The sequence below is a fragment of the Mesorhizobium sp. M0772 genome, from assembly GCF_040320135.1.
In the GTDB taxonomy this organism is placed as follows: domain Bacteria; phylum Pseudomonadota; class Alphaproteobacteria; order Rhizobiales; family Rhizobiaceae; genus Mesorhizobium.
Window position 1 is genome coordinate 54,206 of the sequence record NZ_JAMYPB010000015.1, and the last position, 22,220, is coordinate 76,425.

18 protein-coding genes and 1 other RNA gene are annotated in these 22,220 nt (G+C 63.4%); 9 read left to right on the top strand and 10 right to left on the bottom strand.

Features of this window, described 5'->3' with window-relative positions:
• Together NKI06_RS13000 and NKI06_RS13005 are read left to right on the top strand one after the other, a co-directional pair.
• Positions 1-798, top strand: a complete 798-nt coding sequence (locus NKI06_RS13000; protein ID WP_352723543.1) for an ATP-binding cassette domain-containing protein — start codon at positions 1-3, stop codon at positions 796-798.
• On the top strand, positions 795-1,835 hold the full coding sequence (locus NKI06_RS13005; RefSeq protein WP_023668309.1) for an ABC transporter permease: 1,041 nt from the start codon (positions 795-797) through the stop codon (positions 1,833-1,835). The genes NKI06_RS13000 and NKI06_RS13005 overlap by 4 nt, the downstream gene beginning before the upstream one ends.
• Before the next feature lie 321 nt (positions 1,836-2,156).
• Here NKI06_RS13005 and NKI06_RS13010 read toward each other — a convergent pair whose 3' ends face one another.
• Positions 2,157-4,871: an ATP-dependent helicase gene (locus NKI06_RS13010; RefSeq protein ID WP_352985621.1), complete on the bottom strand. Its 2,715-nt coding sequence runs from the start codon at positions 4,869-4,871 to the stop codon at positions 2,157-2,159.
• A 284-nt stretch (positions 4,872-5,155) separates the two neighbouring features.
• Here NKI06_RS13010 and NKI06_RS13015 point away from each other — a divergent pair, with 284 nt between their 5' ends.
• Complete coding sequence (locus NKI06_RS13015) at positions 5,156-7,468, top strand: glucose/quinate/shikimate family membrane-bound PQQ-dependent dehydrogenase (protein WP_352985623.1); 2,313 nt, start codon at positions 5,156-5,158, stop codon at positions 7,466-7,468.
• Positions 7,469-8,210: 742 nt separating this feature from the next.
• A complete protein-coding gene (locus tag NKI06_RS13020) occupies positions 8,211-9,116 on the top strand; it encodes a dienelactone hydrolase family protein (RefSeq protein WP_352985625.1) in 906 nt (301 codons plus the stop codon).
• A gap of 3 nt (positions 9,117-9,119) precedes the next feature.
• Here NKI06_RS13020 and NKI06_RS13025 read toward each other — a convergent pair whose 3' ends face one another.
• The 4 genes from NKI06_RS13025 to NKI06_RS13040 form a co-directional block, all read right to left on the bottom strand.
• Positions 9,120-9,569, bottom strand: coding sequence for a response regulator (locus tag NKI06_RS13025; RefSeq protein WP_023668313.1), 450 nt, complete (start codon positions 9,567-9,569; stop codon positions 9,120-9,122).
• Positions 9,566-10,714, bottom strand: a complete 1,149-nt coding sequence (locus NKI06_RS13030) for a histidine kinase dimerization/phosphoacceptor domain -containing protein (protein WP_352985627.1) — start codon at positions 10,712-10,714, stop codon at positions 9,566-9,568. Before NKI06_RS13030 ends, NKI06_RS13025 begins: the two co-directional genes overlap by 4 nt.
• 257 nt (positions 10,715-10,971) lie before the next feature.
• Positions 10,972-11,169 carry a hypothetical protein gene (locus tag NKI06_RS13035; protein WP_352985629.1) on the bottom strand — a complete coding sequence of 66 codons (198 nt, stop codon included), beginning with the start codon at positions 11,167-11,169 and terminating at the stop codon, positions 10,972-10,974.
• Positions 11,170-11,315: 146 nt separating this feature from the next.
• A complete protein-coding gene (locus tag NKI06_RS13040; RefSeq protein ID WP_023712460.1) occupies positions 11,316-11,801 on the bottom strand; it encodes a thioesterase family protein in 486 nt (161 codons plus the stop codon).
• 102 nt (positions 11,802-11,903) lie between these two features.
• Between NKI06_RS13040 and NKI06_RS13045 the strand changes: the two genes are divergently transcribed.
• The 3 genes from NKI06_RS13045 to NKI06_RS13055 all read left to right on the top strand — a co-directional run bounded on the left by NKI06_RS13045 (position 11,904) and on the right by NKI06_RS13055 (position 17,920).
• The gene (locus tag NKI06_RS13045) at positions 11,904-13,313 is read left to right on the top strand and encodes an FAD-binding oxidoreductase (protein ID WP_023690898.1); all 1,410 of its coding nucleotides are present in this window, start codon (positions 11,904-11,906) and stop codon (positions 13,311-13,313) included.
• Between the two features lie 20 nt (positions 13,314-13,333).
• Positions 13,334-13,813 (top strand): hypothetical protein, encoded by a 480-nt coding sequence (locus NKI06_RS13050; protein ID WP_352985631.1) that lies wholly within the window; start codon positions 13,334-13,336, stop codon positions 13,811-13,813.
• A 153-nt stretch (positions 13,814-13,966) separates the two neighbouring features.
• Positions 13,967-17,920, top strand: a complete 3,954-nt coding sequence (locus tag NKI06_RS13055) for an AsmA family protein (protein ID WP_352985635.1) — start codon at positions 13,967-13,969, stop codon at positions 17,918-17,920.
• A 7-nt stretch (positions 17,921-17,927) separates the two neighbouring features.
• Here NKI06_RS13055 and NKI06_RS13060 read toward each other — a convergent pair whose 3' ends face one another.
• The 4 genes from NKI06_RS13060 to NKI06_RS13075 form a co-directional block, all read right to left on the bottom strand.
• Positions 17,928-18,149, bottom strand: a complete 222-nt coding sequence (locus NKI06_RS13060) for a ribbon-helix-helix domain-containing protein (RefSeq protein ID WP_023668319.1) — start codon at positions 18,147-18,149, stop codon at positions 17,928-17,930.
• A gap of 13 nt (positions 18,150-18,162) precedes the next feature.
• Entirely contained in the window at positions 18,163-18,357 is a 195-nt protein-coding gene (locus NKI06_RS13065) for a DUF4169 family protein (RefSeq protein WP_023667420.1), read from the bottom strand.
• An 18-nt stretch (positions 18,358-18,375) separates the two neighbouring features.
• The gene (locus tag NKI06_RS13070; protein ID WP_352985637.1) at positions 18,376-18,921 is read right to left on the bottom strand and encodes an SspB family protein; all 546 of its coding nucleotides are present in this window, start codon (positions 18,919-18,921) and stop codon (positions 18,376-18,378) included.
• Positions 18,922-19,051: 130 nt separating this feature from the next.
• Entirely contained in the window at positions 19,052-19,735 is a 684-nt protein-coding gene (locus NKI06_RS13075; protein WP_023688063.1) for a TetR/AcrR family transcriptional regulator, read from the bottom strand.
• Between the two features lie 188 nt (positions 19,736-19,923).
• On the opposite strand from NKI06_RS13075, the gene NKI06_RS13080 reads away from it, so the two are divergent.
• Complete coding sequence (locus tag NKI06_RS13080) at positions 19,924-21,129, top strand: multidrug effflux MFS transporter (protein WP_023682099.1); 1,206 nt, start codon at positions 19,924-19,926, stop codon at positions 21,127-21,129.
• A 212-nt stretch (positions 21,130-21,341) separates the two neighbouring features.
• On the opposite strand, the gene ssrA is transcribed toward NKI06_RS13080, so the two are convergent.
• Positions 21,342-21,700: a transfer-messenger RNA gene (gene ssrA, locus NKI06_RS13085) on the bottom strand.
• A 168-nt stretch (positions 21,701-21,868) separates the two neighbouring features.
• Here ssrA and NKI06_RS13090 point away from each other — a divergent pair.
• Positions 21,869-22,180, top strand: coding sequence for a DUF2853 family protein (locus tag NKI06_RS13090; protein ID WP_023667416.1), 312 nt, complete (start codon positions 21,869-21,871; stop codon positions 22,178-22,180).
• The last annotated feature ends 40 nt before the right edge of the window (positions 22,181-22,220 follow it).

A 22,220-nucleotide genomic window follows, 5' to 3' on the forward strand; every position in this document is an offset into this window, starting at 1 on the left:
ATGGCCGAACGCATCATCGAACTGCGCGACATCAGCAAATCCTATGGCCAGGTCTATGCGCTGGGCGGGGTCAATCTCTCGGTCGACCGCGGCGAGGTGGTTGGCTTGATCGGTGACAATGGCGCCGGCAAATCGACGCTGATCAAGATTCTGTCCGGCGTCGTCAAGCCGACCAGCGGCGAGATCCTGGTGCGCGGCAAGCCGGTGACCGGCTGGAGTGCGGCGCGCTCGCGCGACGCCGGCATCGAGACGGTCTTCCAGGACCGGGCGCTGGCCGTGCAGCAGACCATCGTGCGCAACATCTTCATGGGCCGCGAACTCACCGGCTTCATGGGCTTTCTGAAGGTCAATAAAGAGATAGAGGAGGCGAGCCGGCTGATGCGCGAGATCGGCTTCACCTCGAAGGTGTTCACGCCGCATTCCATCGTCGGCCAGCTCTCCGGCGGCGAACGCCAGGGCGTGGCGATCGCGCGCGCCATCTACAAGCAGGCGGAGCTGATCATCCTCGACGAGCCGACGACGGCGCTGTCGCTCACCGAGACCGCCAAGGTCTTCCATTTCGTGCGCCAGGTGCGGGCGAGCGGCCGTTCGATCCTGTTCATCGGCCACAACATCCATCACGTCTTCGACATTGCCGACCGCTTCGTTGTGATTGACCGCGGCAAGGTGGCGCTGACCGCCGATCGCACCGAGGTCAAGTCGGCCGAAGAGCTGATCAACTTCATGGAAGACGTTGCGCATCCCGGCGGATTGCCGGGGCTGCACGAGGCCGGCGACGCGGAGAGGGCAGTACGATGAGCAAGACCATGGAACCCGATCTGCAGAGCCCTCTCGGCGGCAAGGCAGCCCGGCCTGAGTGGAAGCATCCGTCCGACCATTGGCTGCGCGGTTTCGTCATCGACAACCGCGCAGCGCTCGGCACGCTCGCCGTGTTCATCATCATGATGGCGGCGTTCCTGATCGCCAACCCGACCGTGTTCACCACCTGGTATCTCTACAGATCCGTGCTGACCACGCTGCCCGTTGCGCTGTTCGTGGTGGTGCCGCTGGTCTTCGTCGTCACTTGCGGCGAGATCGACCTGTCGTTTCCCGCAACCATGGGCTTTGCCTCCTGGGTGTTCGCGCTGGTGGTGCAGGCCGGCTACGATCCGTTTCTCGGCATCGCAGCGGCGATTCTCACCGGCACGCTGCTCGGCTTTCTCGTCGGATCCCTGGTCGTTTATGGCGGGCTGTCGTCGCTGATCGCCACCCTCGGCATGAATTTCCTGCTGCGGGGACTGATCCAGATCATCAACGAGGGCAGATCGACGGCATTGACCGGTCTCAGCGACAGCTGGGCGTACACCATCTTCTCCGGTCAGGTGTGGGGTTTTCCGGTACAGGTCTTCTGGGCACTCGCCTTCGTCATTTTGTCGGCAATGCTCTACAACCGGCACCGCTTCGGCGCGCAGGTGAGGGTCGTCGGCGACAACCCCGACAGCGCCCAGCAGATGGGCATCGACGTCAAGCGTGTGCGGGTGAAAGTGTTCATCTTCACCGGCATCGGGGCCGCGATCGCCGGCACGTTTTCGGTGATGATCAACTTCACCTGGTGGCCGACCGCGGGCGACGGCTATCTCTTGCCGGTGCTGGCTTCGGTGTTCGTCGGCGGCACGCCGACCTGGGGCGGCATCGGTACGGTCGCCGGTGGAGCGATCGGCGCGGTCACCGTGTCGTTCATCCAGACCGGCGTCGTGGCGGCGGGCTTGAGCGGCTTCTACGTGCAGTTCTTCAACGGGCTGATCATCATCCTGTCGCTGCTGGGGCATAAGTGGAACCAGGCAAGGTATAGGTGAGGGGGCTAATTGACGGGGACGCTCATGTTGCGGACCGCATGCCCCGACGATTGGGCAGACGCCCGTCGCTTCGTCATTCTAGGGCGGAGCAGGAGCGAAGCTCCGTCGCGTAGGCCCTGGAATCCATTCCGTGACCTTGGCCGTGGAGTGCCGCGGCGCAGAATTCTGCACCGTGGCAACGCGTTGAAGACGCGGCATGGATCCTCGGGTCTACACTGCGTCGCTGTGCTCCTTGCTCCGCCATAGGATGACGAACGCGTGGAGGGCTCCGCCGGGCCACAACAACGTGGTCGCTTGTAGGACAACAGGGCAAGCGGGCGCTCACACCGCCGCCACAAACCCGTCCAGCACGCGTTTCTGGCCGGCCTTGTCGAAGTCGATGGTCAGCTTGTTGCCTTCGATGTTGGAAATGTTGCCGTTGCCGAATTTCTGGTGGAAGACGCGGTCGCCGACGCTGAAGGGCGACGGCGTGTCGGCGACGGATTTGGCGACCAGTTCGCCGTCAATGGTGCGGCCTTTGACGCTGGTTCGGCCGGCGCCGTAGCCGGAGTCGGTCTCGCCATAGCCGATGCGCTCGACCTGGTGGCCGGAGCGCGAGCCCCAGTTGCGGTCGGTCGCCTCGGTGCGGTTGGCCTGCGCGCGCTGCCAGCCGGGCGTCGCATAGGTGTTGGAGAAGGCGCCGGAATTTTCCGCGCCGACATTGTCGAAGCGCGAGGCGCCGTAGGGGTTCTGCCGTCCTGCGCCCTGGCCGCCACGGCCCGACGCGAACGAACCGCCGCCATAGGTATTGCCGTAGCCGCCATAGGAGTTGCCGCTTTCGGCGACCTCGACATGGGCTTGCGGCAGTTCGTCCAGAAACCGCGACGGGATGGTCGACTGCCACAGGCCGTGGATGCGGCGGTTGGAGACGAACCACAGATGCAGGTTCTTCTTGGCCCGGGTCAGGCCGACATAGGCGAGACGGCGCTCTTCCTCCAGGCCGGAGCGGCCGCCTTCGTCCAGCGCGCGCTGGTGCGGAAACAGGCCTTCCTCCCAGCCGGGGAGGAACACGGTCTCGAATTCGAGGCCCTTGGCCGAATGCAGCGTCATGATGTTGACGGCGTCGAGCTCGGCGTTCTGCTCGGCGTCCATGACCAGAGCGACATGTTCGAGGAAGGAGCGCAGCGATTCATACTCCTCCATCGAGCGGATCAGCTCTTTCAGGTTTTCCAACCGGCCCGGCGCCTCGACCGAGCGGTCGTTCTTCCACATGTCGGTGTAGCCGCTCTCCTCCAGAATGGTCTCGGCGAGTTCGGTGTGCGGCGTGGTTTCCAGCGCCTTCTGCCAGCGCTCGAAATTGGCCGCCACTTCGCGCAAGGCCGCGCGGGGCTTGGGCTTCAATTCATCGCTTTCGGCGAGCTTGGAGGCTGCCTCCAGCATCGGGATGCGCAACGCACGCGACGTGTCGTGGATCTGCCGGATGGTGGCTTCACCCAAGCCGCGCTTGGGCACATTGACGATGCGCTCGAAGGCGAGGTCGTCGGCGCCTTGGGCGACGACGCGGAAAAAGGCCAGTGCATCGCGGATTTCCATGCGCTCGTAGAAGCGCGGGCCGCCGATGACGCGGTAGTTGATGCCGAGCGTGACGAAGCGGTCTTCGAATTCGCGCATCTGGAAGGAGGCGCGGACCAGGATGGCCATGTCGTTGAGGTTATGCTTGGCACGCTGGTAGGTCTCGATGGTCTCGCCGACGGCGCGGGCCTCCTCCTCGGAATCCCAGGCGGCGTGGACATGCACCTTCTCGTCGTCCTCGGCCACTTTTTCGGTGAACAGCGTCTTGCCGAAGCGGCCCTCATTGTGGGCGATGAGGTGCGAGGCGGTCCCGAGGATGTGCGCGGTCGAGCGATAGTTGCGCTCCAGCCGGATGATGGTGGCGCCCGGGAAATCCTTGTCGAAGCGCAGGATGTTGTCGACCTCGGCGCCGCGCCAGCCATAGATCGATTGGTCGTCGTCGCCGACGCAGCAAATGTTTACGGTGGCGCGGGTTTCGGCCGAAGAGCGCCCAATCTCCCCCCTTGTGGGGGAGATGTCGGCGGAGCCGACAGAGGGGGGCGCTGTCCCGCCGGCATTTGCATTTTGATTATCGGAGACGCCGCGATCTTTCGCGCCCCCCTCTGTCCTGCCGGACATCTCCCCCACATGGGGGGAGATCGGCTTGCCTTCAGGCCGCTGCGCCAGCAGGCGCAGCCACATGTACTGTGCCGTGTTGGTGTCCTGGTACTCGTCGACGAGGATGTATTTGAAGCGCTTGTGGTAGTCCTTCAGCACGTCCGGATTGGCGCGGAAGATGCGGATCGGGTGGCAGAGCAGATCGCCGAAGTCGCAGGCGTTCAGGGTCTTGAGCCGCTCCTGATAGGCCTTGTAGAGCTCGCGGCCCTTGCCGTTGGCGAAGCTGCGGGCATCGCCCTCGGCAATGTCGGCGGGGCCTTGGCCCTTGTTCTTCCAGCCGTCGATCATCTGCGCGAACTGCTTGGCCGGCCAGCGCTTGTCGTCGAGGCCTTCGGCTTGGATCAGCTGCTTGATCAGCCGTACGACGTCGTCGGTGTCGAGGATGGTGAAATCGGATTTGAGCCCGGCCAGCTCGGCGTGCCGCCGCAAGAGCTTGACGCCGATGGAGTGGAAGGTGCCGAGCCACGGCATGCCCTCGACGGCTTCGCCGACGAGATGGCCGATGCGCTGCTTCATCTCGCGCGCGGCCTTGTTGGTGAAGGTCACCGCCAGGATCTGCGAGGGGAAAGCCCTGCCGGTGGCCAGGATATGGGCGATGCGGGTGGTCAGCACGCGTGTCTTGCCGGTGCCGGCGCCGGCCAGCACCAGGACCGGGCCTTCGGTGGTTTCCACCGCCAGCCGCTGCTCGGGGTTGAGGCCGTTGAGATAATCGGGCGCGCTGTTGGGGCCGCTGCGGGCCGCCATGGCGCGCGCCGCTATGCCCGACGGGGCCGCGGGCCGCGCATTGGGTTCGTCAAAAAAGGGCATGTCTTCCGCAAAGCCGGACATCTCCCCCGAATGTAGTGATTCGGGAGCGAAAGACCAGAAGTGTCTACGTTTTGTTCTGGTTTGGAAGTGAGATTCTGGGGCGCAGTGCGAATTTCATCGTCCCGACGCCCGACAATGTCGTGGAGGTGCTGCAGCGTGGGAGCGGAATGAAGTCGAGCGTTTGCTCTCGCCTTATGCTGGCAGGGCCAGCTTGACACACGCGGCCTGGGGGAGAAAGCTGGCGACAGGGCAGGGGCGGCTGCCCGTGAGGCGCTGCAAAGCGCATCAGTCGAAGGAGTATCGTCTTGGCTGTCGTCATCACCTCCCTCATCCTGTTCCTCATCGGCCTGGCACTTGGCGGCGGCGGCGTCTGGCTCGCGATGCTGGGCGGCAGCTGGTACTATGTCGTCACCGGTCTCGCCTTCCTGATCGCCGCATGGCTGCTCTTCCGGCGCAAATCGACGGCGCTCTGGCTCTACGCGGCGATCGTGCTCGGCACGCTGGCCTGGGCGGTGTGGGAAATCGGCTTCGACTGGTGGGAACTCGGACCGCGCGGCGGCATCATCGTGCTTCTGGCGCTGTGGCTGCTGACGCCTTGGGCAAGGCGGGGCCTGACCGGCCCCGACGCGCGAGCGCCGCTCATTCTGGCCGTGCTCGCTTCGCTCGCCGTCGCCGGTTATTCGATGACGGCCGATCCCAAGGACATCGCCGGCGACCTCAGCGCCGACAAGGTGACGCCGACTGCCGATCTCGGCGGCAATGTGCCTCCCGGTGAATGGCACTTCTACGGCCGCACGCAATTTGGCCAGCGCTATTCGCCGCTCGACCAGATCACGCCCGACAATGTCGCCAAATTGCAGCCGGCCTGGACCTACCAGACCGGCGACGTGAAAGGGCCGGACGATGTCGGCGAAACCACCTACCAGGTGACGCCGCTGAAGGTGGGCGATGCGCTCTATATCTGCACGCCGCACAATTTCGCCATCGCCATCGATGCCGCCACCGGCAAGGAGAAATGGCGTTTCGATCCCAAGATCAAGCTCGACAAGGACCGCCAGCACCAGACCTGCCGCGGCGTGTCCTACTATGCCGATGCCAAGATCGCCGCCGGCCAGCCTTGCGCGACTCGCGTCTACCTGCCGACATCGGATGCGCGGCTGATCGCGCTCGACGCCGCCAACGGCCAGGTCTGCCCGTCCTTCGCCGAAGCCGGCACGCTCAATCTGTTGACCAACATGCCGTATCCGAAGTCGGGCTATTATTACTCGACCTCGGCGCCGCTGATTGCGGGCGGCAAGATCATCATCGGCGGCGCGGTCAACGACAATTATTCGACGCAAGAGCCGTCCGGCGTCATCCGGGCCTTCGACGTCGACACCGGCGCCCTGGTGTGGAACTGGGATTCCGGCAATCCGGACCAGACAACGCCGCTGGCGGCAGGCCAGACCTACACCCACAACTCGCCCAACATGTGGTCGACGGCAAGCGCCGACGAGAAGCTCGGCCTGCTCTATGTGCCGCTCGGCAACCAGACGCCGGACCAGCTCGGGATGGGCCGCAGCGCCAATGTCGAGAAGTTTTCCTCCTCGATCACCGCGCTCGATCTGGCCACCGGACAAGTGCGCTGGGTGCGGCAGACCGTGCACCACGACCTCTGGGACATGGATGTGCCGGCACAGCCGACCCTGGTCGACATCACCACCGCTGCCGGCGTCGTTCCGGGCCTGGTTGGACCGACCAAGCAGGGCGACCTCTACGTGCTCGACCGGCGCAGCGGCGAGCCGATCATCCCGATCAAGGAAGTGCCGGCGCCGGGCGGCGCTGTCGAGGGCGATCACACGTCGCCGACGCAGCCGGTCTCGGATCTCTCCTTCAATCCGCGGCCGCTGACCGGCGCCGACATGTGGGGCATCACCATGTTCGACCAGCTGGCCTGCCGGATCGAATTCCAGGGTCTGCGCTACGAGGGCCGCTATACCCCGCCATCGGTGCAGGGCTCGCTGGTCTATCCCGGTAATTTCGGCACCTTCAACTGGGGCGGCGTCGCCGTCGATCCGGTGCGGCAGGTGATGTTCGGCATGCCGACCTATCTGGCGTTCAAATCGCAGCTCATTCCGCGCGACCAGGTGCCGCCCCCGGATGAGGGGCGCGGCAGCGAGCAGGGGCTGAACCGCAATGAGGGCGCACCCTATGCGGTGGTGATGGGGCCGTTCCTGTCGCCGCTCGGCGTGCCCTGCCAGGCGCCGCCATGGGGCTATGTGGCGGGAGCGGACCTCAGAACCGGCAAGATCGCCTACAAGCACCGCAACGGCACCGTCTATGACATGACGCCGTTGCCCTTGCCGCTGAAGGTCGGTGTTCCCGGCATTGGCGGGCCGATGATCACCGCCGGCGGCGTCGTCTTCCTGGGCGCGGCGGTCGACGACTATCTGCGCGCCTATGACCTGACATCGGGCAAGCAGCTCTGGCAGGCCAGGCTGCCGGCCGGTGGGCAGTCGACGCCGATGACCTACACCGTCGCCGACGGCCGCCAGTTCGTGGTCATCGTCGCCGGCGGCCACGGCTCGGTCGGCACCAAGCCGGGCGACTATGTGATGGCCTATACGCTGCCGAAGTAGCAGCGATGCGACTTAGGTAGGTGATCGGCCCGGCAGATATTCTGGCAATGTCGCGCCGCCCCTCATCTGCCTGCCGGCATCTTCTCCCCGTATAGTGACGGGGAGAAGGGGCAGCTTCAGCGTTGGCGCCCTTTCCTGCAACGCTGGCGATTGGCGAAATCATCGATGACGGCATCCTTCTCCCCGTCACTATACGGGGAGAAGTGCCCGGCAGGGCGATGAGGGGCAGCAGCAGCCTTGGTCAGCTTGCGTAAGAGATGGCCTTTGAGGCTGGGCACGGAGCCCAGTACTTCATTGGTTAGCTGCGGCCCTGTTTCGGCCTGCTGGATCAGCGTGGTGACGGCCGACGCCGGTCGACGCGGACATTCACCATCCGAGCGGCGGCTGCGGCAGCAGCGGAGCGCATTGCCAGCAAGGCAGCAACAGCAAGCACGAGCGCGCTTGCAAGGATCGGAGTAGACAAGGTCATGGCGTTGTTCCTTCTCGTCGGGCTCGCCGCTACGAGCGAGACCATCATCAGCTTCCTTCCATATTGTGGCGGCACCATCGACATTCTCTGAAATGACCAAAATGTGATGGGCGCGTTCCGCGGGGCCGCCGCATCGTTCGATGGCGCAAGCGTCACCCATCCGAGACTGGACCGTGCGAGCTTGCACCCTATCTTGATCCGCGAGTCATCCCGGAGTGACCGCGAGGTCATCCCGGAGTGACCGTGAGATCATCTCCTAACGAGGAGCACGCCATGACGAAACCCACCGCCGAAGCCGTCAAACCTGCCAAACCTGCCATCACCCAGGCGATGATCGATGCCTATGACGAATACACGCATCTGACGCTCGACCGCCGCCGCTTCATGGAACAGCTGAGCAGGCTTGCCGGATCGGGCGCGGCGGCGGCCGCGATCGCGCCGCTGCTTGCGGCGAATTCGGCGCAGGCGGCAATCGTCGCCGACAACGATCCGCGCGTGAAGGCTGAAGATATCACCTATTCCGGCAGCAGCGGTGAGATGAAGGGCTATCTTGTCAGGCCGGCGGACCAGTCCGGCAAGCTCGGCACCGTCATCGTGGTGCATGAGAACAGGGGGCTCAACCCGCATATCAAGGATGTGGCGCGGCGCGTTGCGCTGGAGGGGTTCGTGGCGCTGGCCCCGGATTTCCTGTCGCCGCTCGGCGGCACGCCCGCCGACGAGGACAAGGCGCGCGACATGTTCACCAAGCTCGACGCCAGCCATGTCACCGCCGATGGTGTGGCGACCATCGCCTATCTCAAGGGCGAGAAGGACGGCAACGGCAAGGTCGGTGCTGTCGGCTTCTGCTGGGGCGGCGGCACGGTCAACAATCTGGCGGTCAACGCGCCCGATCTCGCCGCCGGCGTCGCCTATTACGGCATGCAGCCGAAGGCCGAGGATGTGGCGAAGATCAAGGCGGCGCTGTTGCTGCACTATGCCGGGCTGGACGAGCGCATCGACGCCGGCATCGATGCCTACAAGAAGGCGCTCGACGCCGCCCATGTCGAATACACCGTCTATGTCTATGACGGCGTCAACCATGCCTTCAACAACGACACCTCGGCCGCGCGCTATGACAAGAAGGCAGCCGATCTCGCCTGGGGACGGACGATCGCTTTCCTCAAGGAGAAGCTGGCGTAAGCTTCAGGCCGCCGACGACGCCCATACGCTTTCATAGGCCGGCGACAGCGTAAAACCGGCCGGCAGCACCGAGACCGGGGGCGGGCGCCGCACGCCCTCCTGCAGATAGCGCAACGCCGACACCAGTCCGTTCATCGTGTAGGGCTTGGCGATGACGCCGATCGCGCCGGCGAAATGGTCGGGGATGCGTTTTGGATTGGCGGTCATGAACACCACCATGGAACGGTTACCCTCGCGGATATGCTCGGCAACCTCGACCCCGGTTGGTCCGTCGGCGAGGTGGATATCGACAAAGGCAATATCGGCATCGGCGGTATCAATCATACCTCTTGCTTCGGCCAACGATGTCGCCCAACCCACAACGCTGTGGCCGGCTTCCTCGACGAGGCTTTCCAGTTCCATCGCCAGCAACGCCTCATCCTCGACGATCAGGACCTTGAGCGGTTCGTTCATGACAGCTTCCCTTTCTGCTGCGGTTCGTTCGGCATCGAGATGACGACCTTTGTGCCCGGGCCGGCGTCGCGCCATTCGATGTCGGCATGCAACTGACGGGCAAGCGACTTGATCAGCCGCATGCCGAAAGAAGCATCGCCACTGGCCTCGGCCATGCCGACGCCGTCATCGGAAACCTCGATGTTGAAGTGGCCGTCGGGCTGGCTCATCTTGATGCCGATGCGCCCCGCGGTGGTGCCGTCCGGCTTTTCCTTGAAGGCATGCTTCAGCGCGTTGGTGACAAGCTCATTGACCATCAAGGCAACAGGCGTGGCTTTTTCGGCCGGAATGACGATGGGTTCGAGGTCCAGCGTCGGCTTGATCTCGGCGCGCCCCGATGCGGTCAGCAGGTCGGTGACCAGATCCCTGGCGAAATCCGAGACATCGAAGCGGCTGACATCCTTTGACTGGTAGAGACGGCGATGCACAGTGCTCAGCGCCTCGATGCGCTCCAGCATGGTGGTCAGGGATCGCTTCGTCGCTTCATCCTTGATTGCCCGGCTTTGCATGATGATCAGCGAGGAGATCATCTGCAGGTTGTTTTTCACCCGATGGTCGACCTCGTGCAGCAGCGTGGTCTGCGCCTCAAGGGCGGCCTCAAGCTCGCGTGTGCGTTCCTTGACAGCCTTTTCAAAACGGTTCTTGTCGGCGGTGATGCGATCCTCCGAGCGCTTGCGATCCGAGACGTCGAGCTGTGAGGCAAAGAAGAACAGGAGTTCGCCTTTGTCGTTGGAAACCGGGCTGATGTAGAGCGCATTCCAGAATGTCGAGCCGTCCTTGCGGTAGTTCAACAGATCGATGGCGATATCGGTTCCCGCTGCTATCGCGTCGCGCACGCTAGCCACAGCTGCCTTGTCTGTCTCTGGCCCCTGCAGGAAGCGGCAGTTCTTGCCCATGACCTGGTTGCGCTCGTAGCCGGTCAGGCGCAGGAACGCGTCATTGGCAAAGACGATCGGATTGTCCGCCTGACGGGGATCGGTGATGACCATCGACATGCGGGTGGCGCGGATGGCGGCCGCGAACGGATCGCCCTTGCCGTGCTCGGCATGCAGATTGTCCGTCATGTGCCATGCGTCGGCCGGTTCCCTGGTCCTTTTCCAGTCCATGCTTTCACTCCAAGCCGTTTTTCAGGGGTCACAACGGCTTAGACGTGGAATTGGTTCAATCTTGATCTTCTTGTCGCAGGCAGCCCTTTGCGAAAACGAATCGCCGGTTCCACAACCGATTGAAAGAAACGGGTTTGAAGGTTGTCGGATGCAGCCGATTCGCTGAAAGCGGGCTGGCGCAGACCTTTGGAAATGATCAGATCGCAATTGTCCGTGGCGGCGCTCGCCGGTGTCGGCTTCTCAGAGCAGGGGAAACGTCAGGCGTGGCCACGCTTAATGCGCGCCTGCTTCAGGATGGCGCGCCAGCGGATCATGTCGAAGGGGATAGGCTCGTTGTTGTTGGCGATGTGGAAGATCTCGTTGTTGACGTTCTTCAACGAGCGCCAGAAATCATAGTCGGTGATGCGCGGATCGGCAGCCAGCCTGTCCACCTCGACCTTGATGTCGGTTTTCATGCACGTTCCTCGAACCGCCTGTTGCCCGCCGCCCGCATCGCAACTCGCATGGCACCGTTCTCAAACGGTCCGCTGAGTCGTTCAATGGCTCAAATGGCTTGTTCACGTTAAAACCTTGGTAAGGTTAACGCGGGCGCGGCAGCGCTTCAAGCGGTCCTGCGGCGAATACCGATCGAACGGCCGGCCCGCTCGGGCATCGGCAGTGCAGAATGGGCGGCGCGCATGGCTTCCACCTTGGCCTGCACGTCGGCGGGGAAGGGCGCGACTTTCGGCCCGGACATGTCGACATGCAGCGACAGGGTTTCGGAAGTGGCGGCGAGCCAGCCATCGACATGGCGGATTTCCTGGTAGGCCCGCAGCCGCTTGTCGTCGTGATCGATCAGCTGGAAGGATACGACGACCTTGTGTTCGAGGTGCAGTTCCTGGACATAGCAAACATGGACTTCGGCCGTGTAGATGGTCAGGCGCCGCTCTTTGACATAGTCCAGCCCCATGCCCATCGCCTCGAACGCCTCATCCGAGCAGCGGTCGAACAACACGTTGTAATAGGCCATGTTGAGATGGCCGTTGTAGTCGATCCAGTCCTTCTCGATGTCCATCGGTTTGGAAACGAAGGGGGCAGGGATGGGCATGGAAAGTTCCTTGTTCTGGTGCTGGACAGAGCGCGGCAGTCGAGACTACGCATCCATAATCGCATAACAAGCGTGGACGCTGGTCCATTCGCGGAGGAATTCATGGCTCTGAGCGACCTCAATCCGGTCGAACGCAACGAGGAAGGCATCGCCGCCGTGCTCGGCATTCTCAAGCAGCAGCTCGGCGAACGCTTCCAGACAGGCGCGGCGATCCGCTCGCAGCATGCGCATACCACCACCTATATTCCGACGCAGGCGCCTGACGGTGTCGCGTTCCCGGAGACGACAGAAGAGGTACAGGAGATCGTACGTGCCTGCGCCGCGCACCGCGTGCCGGTCATCGCCTTCGGCGTCGGTTCCTCGCTGGAGGGCCACACCAACGCGCCGGGTGGCGGCATCTCGGTCGACACCTCGCGCATGAACCGCATCCTGTCGGTCAACCCCGAGGATCTCGACTGCACGGTCGAGCCTGGCGTAACGCGCGAGGATTTGAATCGGCACCTGCGCGATACCGGCCTGTTCTTCCCCATCGATCCCGGCGCCAATGCTTCGCTCGGCGGCATGGCGGCAACGCGGGCCTCCGGCACCAATGCGGTGCGCTACGGCACGATGCGTGAAAACGTGCTGTCGCTGACGGCCGTCATGGCCGATGGCGAGACGGTGACGACCGGCAAGCGGGCGAAAAAGAGTTCGGCCGGCTACGATCTGACGCGGCTTCTGGTCGGCTCGGAAGGCACGCTCGGCATCATCACCTCGCTGACCTTGAAGCTGCAAGGCATTCCGCAGGCGATCTCCGGCGGCGTCTGCCCGTTTCCAAACCTCGAGGCGGCCTGCAACGCGGTCATCGCGACCATCCAGATGGGCATTCCGGTGGCGCGCATCGAACTGGTGAATGGACTGCAGATGCGGGCGATGAAGAATTACTCGAAGCTCGATTACCCCGAGAGCCCGTGCCTGTTCGTCGAGTTCCACGGCAGCGATGCCGGTGTCGCCGAACAGGCCGAAACCTTCGGTGCCATTGCTGAAGACAATGGCGGCGGGCCATTCCTGTGGACGAGCGTCGCCGAGGAGCGCACGAAACTCTGGAAGGCCAGGCACGATGCTTATTGGGCGTCGCTGACGCTGCGGCCGGGCACCAAGGGCCTGTCGACCGATGTCTGCGTGCCGATCTCGCGGCTGGCCGAATGCGTTGCCGAAACCGAGGCCGACATTGCCGAGATGGGCCTGGTTGCGCCGATCGTCGGCCATGCCGGCGACGGCAATTTCCATGTGCTGGTGCTGATGGATGTCAACGACCCCAAAGAGATCGCGCTGGCGGAGAAATTCGTCTCGCGGCTGAACATGCGGGCGATCGCCATGGACGGCACCTGCACCGGCGAACACGGCATCGGCCAGGGCAAGATCGGCTTCCTGCGCCATGAGCTCGGCCATGGTGTCGACATCATGCGCTCCATAAAAAAAGCGCTCGACCCGCAAGACATCATGAACCCAGGCAAGATATTACCTGCATAGCCGAAATGTGAGGAGCGGCAATGGATACCCTGATTATAAGGGCATCGCTTGGCAAGACACTGTTATTGCTGTCGGCCAGCCTCTTCTTTGTCCTGGCCTGCGCTTTCCTGATTTATGTCTCCGAGGACGGCGACACCGCCGGCCTTTGGTGGTGCGTGGCCTTTTTCGGGCTGGTCGCGTTGGTGTTTGCCTGGCAGCTTGTGCGGCCGCTGATTCTGGTGCTGAACGGACAAGGTTTCAGTCTCGGCGGAGGCCTTGTTCGATCGCCCAAGCTGGTCCCCTGGAAGGATATCGAAAGCTTCTTCGTCGTCCATCGCCGGCGCAGAATCGGCGATATGATCGGGTACAATTTCGCACCGGGGGTCAAGAAAAGCTCCGTCGTGGGCAGCGTGACCAAAAGCCTCGGCGCCGAAGCCGCATTACCGCAGGGCTGGACATTGTCGCCCGAGGAGATGGTAGTGCTGCTGAACGAATATCGCCGACGGGCGGTGGCGGGTTAGTCTGTTGCATGTCGGCCGGCACGCAGTCACAGGCGTCCGAAATCTCTGCTCGTCCAGATACAGAGATCAAGCAATTCTGGATGAATTGCCTCTTTATCGACACGCTGATGCGGGTAGAGTGCGGCTGACTTTCAATCAACCCGTTCGGAGCTGATGCTCGCACGCCTGTTCGTGATCTTCGGTGGCTTGTTTGTGCTGGTGCTGGTTGCGGCGCTGGTGGTGCCGTATTTTGTCGACTGGACCGGGTACCGCGCCCAATTCGAGCGCGAGGCGAGCGCCATTCTCGGCCGCAAGGTGACGGTGCAAGGCGACGCCACGGCGCGGCTGTTGCCGTTCCCCTCGGTGACCTTCTCAAACGTCACGGTCGCCGGCGGCCCGGGCGGCCAGCCGGCAATGACCGTCGAGACCTTTTCGATGGACGCGGAACTGGCCCCGTTCCTGCGCGGCGAAGTGCTGATCTTCGATATGCGGCTGGTGCATCCGAAGGCCACGATCGACATCGCCGATAACGGCACGGTCGACTGGGCGATACGGCCGTCCTCGCCCTTCGATCTCAACCAGATCTCGATCGAGAAGCTCACGGTGACGGAGGGAGAAATTGCGCTCCGCCATGCCGCAGGCGGGCGCAGCCATCTGATTTCCGAGATCAATTCGACCATCTCTGCCAAGTCGCTGGCCGGGCCGTGGCGCATGGACGGAACGTTGCTGCTCGATGGCCTGCGTTCGACTGTTGCGGCTTCGACCGGCAAGGCCGAAGGCAGCGGCCAGATGCGGCTGAGGCTCAAGGTCGATCCCGATGCCTATCCACTGGTCATCGAAACCGACGGCAATGCCGGCATCGTCAATGGGGCTGCCGTCTATTCCGGCCAGTTCAAGATTTCCGGCAACGACAAGAATTCGGCTACGCTGCGCGGCAGCGATGGTGAGGTTGTCGAGATCAATACGGGCAAGGTCAGCGCCGGCAAGCCCGATCCGGGCTTCCGGCTGAACGGCAAGTTCTCGCTTGATCACCAGAAGCTCGGCGTCGACGAATTCCGCTTCGAGACCGGGCCGCTCGACAATCCCTACACAGCCGACGGCAAGGCTTCGGTCGATCTCGGCCTTAGGCCGAACTTCGCCATCGAGGCCAATGGCGCGCAGGTGCAACTGGACGAGGCGGTGGGCGCTGAGAAGGGCGCCGGCCTGACGCTGGACCAGCGTATTGCCGGAATCGAGCAGGCGCTGCTCGAACTGCCGAAGCCGAGCATCCCCGGCACTGTCGAGGTCAAGCTGCCGGCGGTGGTGGCTGGCGACACCACGGTGCGCGACGTGCATCTCTCGGCCGAGCCGGTCGAGGGCGGCTGGTCGGTGAAATCGCTGGCCGCGACCTTGCCCGGGCGCACGACGCTGGAAGCCAGCGGCATGCTCAGCGTCGAAGATCATTTCCGTTTCAGCGGCTCCATGCTGCTGGCGGTGGCGCAGCCTTCCGGCTTTGCTGCCTGGTTGTCGAAAGATGTCGACGAGGCGATCCGCCGGCTGCCGGCCGCCGGCTTCAAGGCCAAGGTGGACCTGTCGGAGAAGCGCCAGGCGTTCAGCGATCTCGAACTGATCCTCGGCAAGTCGAAGTTCACCGGCCGCATCGATTCCAACCAGCCCGACGACGCCAAGTCCTCGGTGCTGATGCGGCTCGAGGGCGGCGAACTCGATGTCGACGGGCTGACGGCCTTCGCCTCGATCTTCGTCAGCGACAAGGGCGCCAACCGCTTTTCCGACCGTGACCTCGATTTTCAGATCAAGGCAGGGCCGGTCAATGCCGGCGGGCTCACCGCCGACACGGTCGATACCGCGCTCCGGCTCCGCGACGGGCTGCTCGAAATCGACCGGCTGTCGATTGGCGGCCTTGCCGGCGCCTCGATCAGCGCCACCGGCCGGATCAAGGATTTTCCGGCAAGCCCGACCGGCAAGCTTGATGCCTCGGTGGTCGCCGTCGATCTGAAGCCGCTGATCGACATTGCCGCGCAACACTATCCCGACAATCTGATGCTGAAGGGACTGGCTGGCCGCACGGCCGCCTATCCTGAACTGTTCCAGGACGCGCGCGTCGATCTGGTGGCGAGCGCCGCCGACAATGGCGACGGCACTACCGGGCTGGCGGTGAGCGGACAAGGCAAGGCCGGCGGTTCGGCCTTTTCGGCGTCGCTGTCGGGCAAGGGTGCCGTCGGCCAGTTGCTCGACGCGCCGGTGACGGTGACCTTCAACGCCAAAAATCCCGACGCCACCGTGCTGCTGGCGCTCTACGGCCTGCCGGCGCTGCCGCTCGGCATGCTCGGCCAGGCAAGCACCGATATTTCGGCCAAAGGCACGCTCGGCGGCGGCCTGGCGACGAGCTTCAATTTCGCCGCCGATGACTTCAAGGCGACGTTCGACGGCACCGTCGCTCAGACGCCGCAAGGCGCCACCGCCAAGGGCAAGATCGGCCTCGACGCTTCCGATATCGAGCCCTGGCTGATGACGACCGGCGCCGGCCTGCCGGGTATGGGAACGGGCACCTCGACCTCGCTCAGCGCGGATGCCGATTTCGGCAACGGCCTGCTGGTGTTGAGCGGCCTCAGCGGATCCATCAACGAGTCGGAGATTTCGGGCGACGTCAACATCGATGCGAAGCAGGGGCTGCCGCATTTTGCCGGTGCGCTGGCGCTCGACGAACTGGACCTCGACCCGATTGCGGTTGCGCTGTTCGGTGACCAGTCGTTCCTCAGCAGCAACGCGAACTGGCCGACGGCGCCATTCAGCCAGAAATCCAGCCTGCCGTTCAGCGCCGATCTCGATCTGACGACGGCGACGCTTGCCGCCGGACCGCTGGCGACAGCCTATGATGCGTCGCTGTCATTGAAACTGGACCAGGAAGGCATCCGCGTTTCGGACCTGAAGGCAAAACTGCTCGGCGGCGCGCTCACCGGATTGTTCGAGTTGAAGAACACAGACGGCACGGGGCTGTTCTCCGGCCAGATGAGGCTTGCCGGCGCCGACCTGGCGACTGTGCTGCCGGCTGCCGGATTGAGTGGCAACGGCGATTTCTCGACAGGGCTGTCGACCAGCGGCAAATCGGTCGACGCGATGATTGCCGCACTCTCCGGCTCGGGCACGGCGGCGCTGAAAGGCCTCACCATTGCCGGCGTCAATCCCGATGCCTTCGGCGCGTTGATTGCCAAGGCCGATGCGATCGGGCGCGACATCGACACAGCAAAGACCGCGGGCTTTGCACCTGAGATCGCTGGCGACGGCAGCTTTGCTGCCGGCGATGCCGACATCGCCTTCACGGTCGCCGGCGGCACGTTGCGGGCACCACCGATCAAATTCGAAAACCAGGCGGCGACGCTGTCTGCCGACATCACGGCCGACCTCAACACCGGCACCGTCGCCACCAAGGGCGCGGTCACCTACAAGCCTGGCGACGAGGCGCTGGTCGGCTCCGATCCGACGGTCAATTTCAGCGTCGATGGGCCGTTCGGGGCGCTGAAAAAGCAGTTCGACAGCGAGCCGCTGGCGCAATTTTTGACCCAGCGCGCGCTGGAAAAGGAGCAGCAGCGGGTCGAGGCGATGCAGGCCGCACTGCTCGAGAAGCAGCGGCTGCGGCGCGAGGTGCGCTATTACGCCGCCCTGCAGACCGAGCGCGACAACGCCGCCGAGGAATTGCGCAAGCAGGAGGAAGCGGCACGGCTCAAAGCCGAGGCCGACGCCAAGGCGAAAGTGCAGGCAGATGCGAAGGCACAGGCCGAAGCGGATGCCAAGGCCAAGGCGGATGCCAAAGCAAAGGCCGATGCCGATGCGAAAGCGCAGGCAGAGGCTGACGCCAAGGCCAAGGCGGATGCGGACGCGAAAGCGCAGGCCGAAGAGCAGGCTGCCGAAGACGCCGCCAAGGCCGAGGACGAACGGAAGAAGGCCGAACAGGCTCGGATCGCTTCGCAGGAAAAAGCCAGGCTGGAGGCCGAGCGCAAGGCTCAGGAGCAGGCGCCGAAGGTCGACCGCTCACTTCCCGGCGTCAGTGACGGTTCGGCCCCGGCGCCGCCGAAGCCGAAGACAAATCCGTTCTCCGTCGACAATTTGCTGAAGTCGCTGGGCAATTAAGAACCATTCAGACCGCGCCGCGCTTGGCCCAGTCCAGCACATGAAGCCTGAGCGCCGAGGACAGGTTCGCATCGCGCGGTCTTGTCTCGTCGATCTCCGCGACCAGGGCAGCAAGGGTCAGCTTGCGCGCGGCGGCGATGGCGACGAGATCGTCATAAAAGGGTTTTTCGAGGGAATAGCTGGTGCGATGGCCGCGGATGGTCACGGAGCGTTTTTCGACCGGGCTCACCGCAGGCGGTCCATCAATCGCCCTGGTCTTCCGGGCGTTCGCGGCGGTGGCCGGCGACGAATTTTTCGGCCTTGTCCGATGTCAGACGGTCACGAGTTCTTTCGGCTTTGGAACGGCCGTGCAGAGCGCGGTTCTCGCCGGCGAGCTTTTCCTTTTCGGTGCGCGCCTTCTGCTTGCGGACTTGGCGAAGGTTGACGATTTCGCCCATGTCGCGCCGACCGTCCCGCTACTTCTTGCGGAAGGCGTCGAGCGACACGACGTCGGCGCCCTTGCCGGCGGCGGCATCGGCCACGGCGGGCTTTTTCTCCGCCTCAGTGGCAGCTGCCTTCTTCTCGGCCTTCGGCTTTTTCTCGGAGACGATAGCCGAAGGCTCGGCAGCCGGCTGGGCGGCTGCATCGTCTTCCGCCGGGACGTCGGTCTTAACGTCGAATTCGAGTTCGAAATTGACCGATGGGTCGTAGAAGCCGCGTACGGCCGAGAACGGGATTTCCAGCTTCTCCGGCACGTCGGAGAAGGACAGCCCGACCTCGAAGCCGGTATCGGTCACCTTGAGGTCCCAATACTGGAACTGGATGACGATGGTCATCTGTTCGGGATAGCGCTCGCGCAGCCTGGAGGACACCCGCACGCCCGGCGCGCCGGTCAGGAATGTGATGAAGAAATGATGATTGCCGGGAAGGCCGGTGCGCGCGACTTCGGCCAGGACCTTGCGCATGACGCCGCGCAATGCCTCCTGGGCCAGAATGTCGTAGCGGATGTGGTCGTCGGCCATGTGCTGGTCGGGTTCCGTTGAATCGTCCGCATAGCTGTAATCAAGCTTGAGCGCGGCGTAAACCGGATATAGATCGCTGATGCGCCGAAGCGAAGCCCGTAACGGACGATTTGATCGCCTGCTTTGGCGTTCAGGCGCTGGCCAGCTGTTTTTCCATCGCTGCCGCTGATCTGCGCTTGCCGAAGGCGCGCAGGAATGTGCGCACGCCGTGGGTCGCGGATTGCAGCACTTCATCTTCCGACGGCATGCCGCCTAGCATGAAGGTGGTCTGCAGTTCGGCGTTGGCTAGCGCCAGAAACTGGCGTGCGGCGACATCCGGATCGTCGACCGCGAGATGGCCGGCATGGGCGAGGCGGGCAAAACGGGCGGCAAGTGCCGGCCAGGTCCGGCCCGGCCCCTGGTCGCGCCATTCGGCGAAGAGCTCGGGATAGCGCTCGCCTTCGGTCTGGATCAGCTTGCGCAGGAAGCGTCCGTCGCGGTTGCAGATGCAGTTCTGATTCATGCGCACGGCAAAGCCGATCAGGTCGGCTTCCAGATCCTTCGGCTGGTCTGGGAAAGAGGCGAAGGTGGCGAAGATGCCGGCATTGCAGCGCTCCGTCAGATCGCGCACCACAGCCATGAAGAGCTTTTCCTTGTCGCGGTGGTGATTGTAGATGGTCTGGCGCGACACGCCGGCCTCCACCGCGATCAGGTCGATATTGGCGCCGGCAAAGCCTTCCCGGCAGAAGACCGAAGCCGCCGCATCGATGATCGACATACGCTTGGCCTCGTGGCCGCGTGGCGGGAAAATGTCAGGAGAAACGGCAAGCTTCATAGAAATCTATATAGAGGTGATTGACGAATTAGACAAGGCTGTCTAAATTTGTGGACACAATAAATGGGGAATTCGCTCCGTAGAGACGAATAATCTCGCTCTGAGCCGTCGGATTTCAACGGGATGGAACGTCCTAGGGTTAGTCGTCGCGTTGGCGGCGCCAACCAGACTTGAAAGAAGCCTTTATCATGAGTCCCAAATTCCTCCGCATCGCGGTCGTGCTCGGCCTGTTGTCCGCTATCGGCCCCTTCGCCATCGACATGTATCTGCCGGCGTTGCCTTCGATCGGCGAAGATCTGCATGCCGGCACCGCCGCCGTTCAGATGAGCCTTTTGATCTTCTTCCTGTCGATGGGCTTCGGCCAGATCGTCGTCGGACCGATCTCCGACATGGTCGGCCGCAAGCTGCCGCTTTACGGCGGCCTCGCGCTGTTCATGGTCGGCGGCATTGGTTCGGCCATGAGCCCGACCATCGAATGGCTGATCGCCTTCCGCTTCCTGCAGGGGCTGGGCGCCAGCGCCGGCATGGCGGTGCCGCGCGCCATCGTGCGCGACCTGCACACCGGCACCGAAGCCGCCAAGCTGATGTCGCTGCTGATGCTGGTGTTTTCGGTGTCGCCGATCCTGGCGCCGCTGACCGGCAGCCAGATCATCGAGAATTTCGGCTGGCGCGCCGTGTTCTGGACGGTGACGGGCGCGGCCCTGCTGGCCACCATTCTGCTGGCGACCTCGCTGAAGGAGACGCGGCCGGCGGAAGAACGCGTCGGTTCCTCCTTCGGAACCGCACTCGCCGGCTATCGCTTCCTCATGGGTGACCGCAATTTCCTCGGCCTGGTGGCGATCGCCGGCTTCGGCATCGCCAGCTTCTTCGTCTACCTCTCGAGTTCGTCCTTCATCCTGATCGACCATTACGGGCTGTCGCCTTCCGTCTACAGCGTGTTCTTCTCGATCAATGCGGTGGCCTTCATCGGCATGTCGCAACTGACGGGGATGCTGTCGGAGCGCTTCGGGCTGAAGCGCGTCGTCTGGGTGGCGGTGACCGGCTATGCCACGACGATGGTGGTGCTGTTCGCAGTCATGGCGACCGGCGTCGACCGGCTCGATGTTATGGCGGCACTGCTGTTCGTCGGCTACGGCTTCCTTGGCCTGGTCATCCCGACGACGTCGGTGCTGGCCATGGAAGAGCATGGCGAGATCGCCGGCACGGCCTCGGCGCTGATGGGCACGCTGCACTTCGCCATCGGTGCGCTGGCGATGGGCGTCGCCGGCATCTTCTTCGACGGCACCCCGCTGCCCATGGTGGCCGGCATCACGCTCTGCGCGGTGATCTCGTTCACGCTGGCCAAGCTGACGCTTGGCCGCTCGCGCGAAGCCGTTGAAGCGCCGGCCGAGTAAGCTGACCGCAATCGACCGGAAAGGCCGGGTCATCCCGGCCTTTTTCACGTCTGGGGTAATCCGGCCCCGGCCAGAACCACGGCCTTCGACCGACGCCAGCGGCAAATTGCACCAGCTCATGGCTCAATTTGGTGTAGGCTTCGCGGCCCATCGTCATGCGAAATCCGGCCAGCGGCAGCCGGCATTGAGCGTACGATATCGAGGAGGGGAGAAGTGGAGGTTTCTGTTGCCAGGTACCTCCGAACCCCGCCTAGAAGTGCGAACCTCTAGGGCTTGATTTGAAGCTATCGCACCGCTTACGCGGCGAGACGTGCTTCCGCATAGTTGTCATTTGCAACTACAGGTTTAGCCCGATGACGGTGGTACCATGCCGGGCAAAAGTACGATCTTTACACCTTCGTCGATCCTATTTCGCCCCCAGCAACAGCCGCTCTGATCACAGAGCGGTTCTTGGTGGAGGCGCCGGGTACCGCCCCCGGGTCCGAACGGCTTATTACATCGCCCATTTATCGCCATAGTCGGTCAAGCCGACAAAACGAATATAGGGGGCGGGCGCACAAAATGAAAGGCCGCAATGACACTTCTTGGCCGCACCAAACTGCGGCGCCGAGGGTTGACTCGCGCGCGGTCTCAACCGAAGCTTTGCGACGGTGAGGAGTACCGACCGAGCGCACAAGTTGCGGCAGCGCGCCACAGCCCTCATCGATCGGATCCCGTGGCGCCGACATGGGGAAATTTGATGGCCGATTATCTCGCAGACGTGAAGAAATACGACGCCGCGGCAAATGCCGATGTGGTTGCCAAGATTGTGAAACATCTGGGCATTGCGCTGCGCAACCGCGATTCCTCGCTGGTATCCTGCACCGACCCCAAGGAATTGGAGCGCGTCAAGACCAACTGGGTTGCCAAGAAACTCGGCGTGACCGACGGGGCGAAAGCCGACTCGGCGATCGAGAAGACCTGCAAGGCGTTGGCCGCCGACAGCTTCAAGAGCCGCGTGACTTTCTACTATCTGGTCGCCAAGAATCTGGGCAAGCTCGGCTCTTTGTAGAGATTATTGCCGATAGGCAGAGCGCGCGTTTGATTTTGCT

Excerpts from the sequence above, each read along its gene's own strand:
- NKI06_RS13045 (WP_023690898.1), top strand. The coding sequence starts at position 11,904 with ATGGCTCTGAGCGACCTCAATCCGGTCGAACGCAACGAGGAAGGCATC.
- NKI06_RS13025 (WP_023668313.1), bottom strand. The coding sequence starts at position 9,569 with ATGAACGAACCGCTCAAGGTCCTGATCGTCGAGGATGAGGCGTTGCTG.
- NKI06_RS13010 (WP_352985621.1), bottom strand. The coding sequence starts at position 4,871 with ATGTCCGGCTTTGCGGAAGACATGCCCTTTTTTGACGAACCCAATGCG.
- NKI06_RS13030 (WP_352985627.1), bottom strand. The coding sequence starts at position 10,714 with ATGGACTGGAAAAGGACCAGGGAACCGGCCGACGCATGGCACATGACG.
- NKI06_RS13075 (WP_023688063.1), bottom strand. The coding sequence starts at position 19,735 with ATGAAGCTTGCCGTTTCTCCTGACATTTTCCCGCCACGCGGCCACGAG.
- NKI06_RS13070 (WP_352985637.1), bottom strand. The coding sequence starts at position 18,921 with ATGGCCGACGACCACATCCGCTACGACATTCTGGCCCAGGAGGCATTG.
- NKI06_RS13005 (WP_023668309.1), top strand. The coding sequence starts at position 795 with ATGAGCAAGACCATGGAACCCGATCTGCAGAGCCCTCTCGGCGGCAAG.
- NKI06_RS13055 (WP_352985635.1), top strand. The coding sequence starts at position 13,967 with ATGCTCGCACGCCTGTTCGTGATCTTCGGTGGCTTGTTTGTGCTGGTG.
- NKI06_RS13000 (WP_352723543.1), top strand. The coding sequence starts at position 1 with ATGGCCGAACGCATCATCGAACTGCGCGACATCAGCAAATCCTATGGC.
- NKI06_RS13080 (WP_023682099.1), top strand. The coding sequence starts at position 19,924 with ATGAGTCCCAAATTCCTCCGCATCGCGGTCGTGCTCGGCCTGTTGTCC.
- NKI06_RS13065 (WP_023667420.1), bottom strand. The coding sequence starts at position 18,357 with ATGGGCGAAATCGTCAACCTTCGCCAAGTCCGCAAGCAGAAGGCGCGC.
- NKI06_RS13020 (WP_352985625.1), top strand. The coding sequence starts at position 8,211 with ATGACGAAACCCACCGCCGAAGCCGTCAAACCTGCCAAACCTGCCATC.
- NKI06_RS13050 (WP_352985631.1), top strand. The coding sequence starts at position 13,334 with ATGGATACCCTGATTATAAGGGCATCGCTTGGCAAGACACTGTTATTG.
- NKI06_RS13040 (WP_023712460.1), bottom strand. The coding sequence starts at position 11,801 with ATGCCCATCCCTGCCCCCTTCGTTTCCAAACCGATGGACATCGAGAAG.
- NKI06_RS13035 (WP_352985629.1), bottom strand. The coding sequence starts at position 11,169 with ATGAAAACCGACATCAAGGTCGAGGTGGACAGGCTGGCTGCCGATCCG.
- NKI06_RS13090 (WP_023667416.1), top strand. The coding sequence starts at position 21,869 with ATGGCCGATTATCTCGCAGACGTGAAGAAATACGACGCCGCGGCAAAT.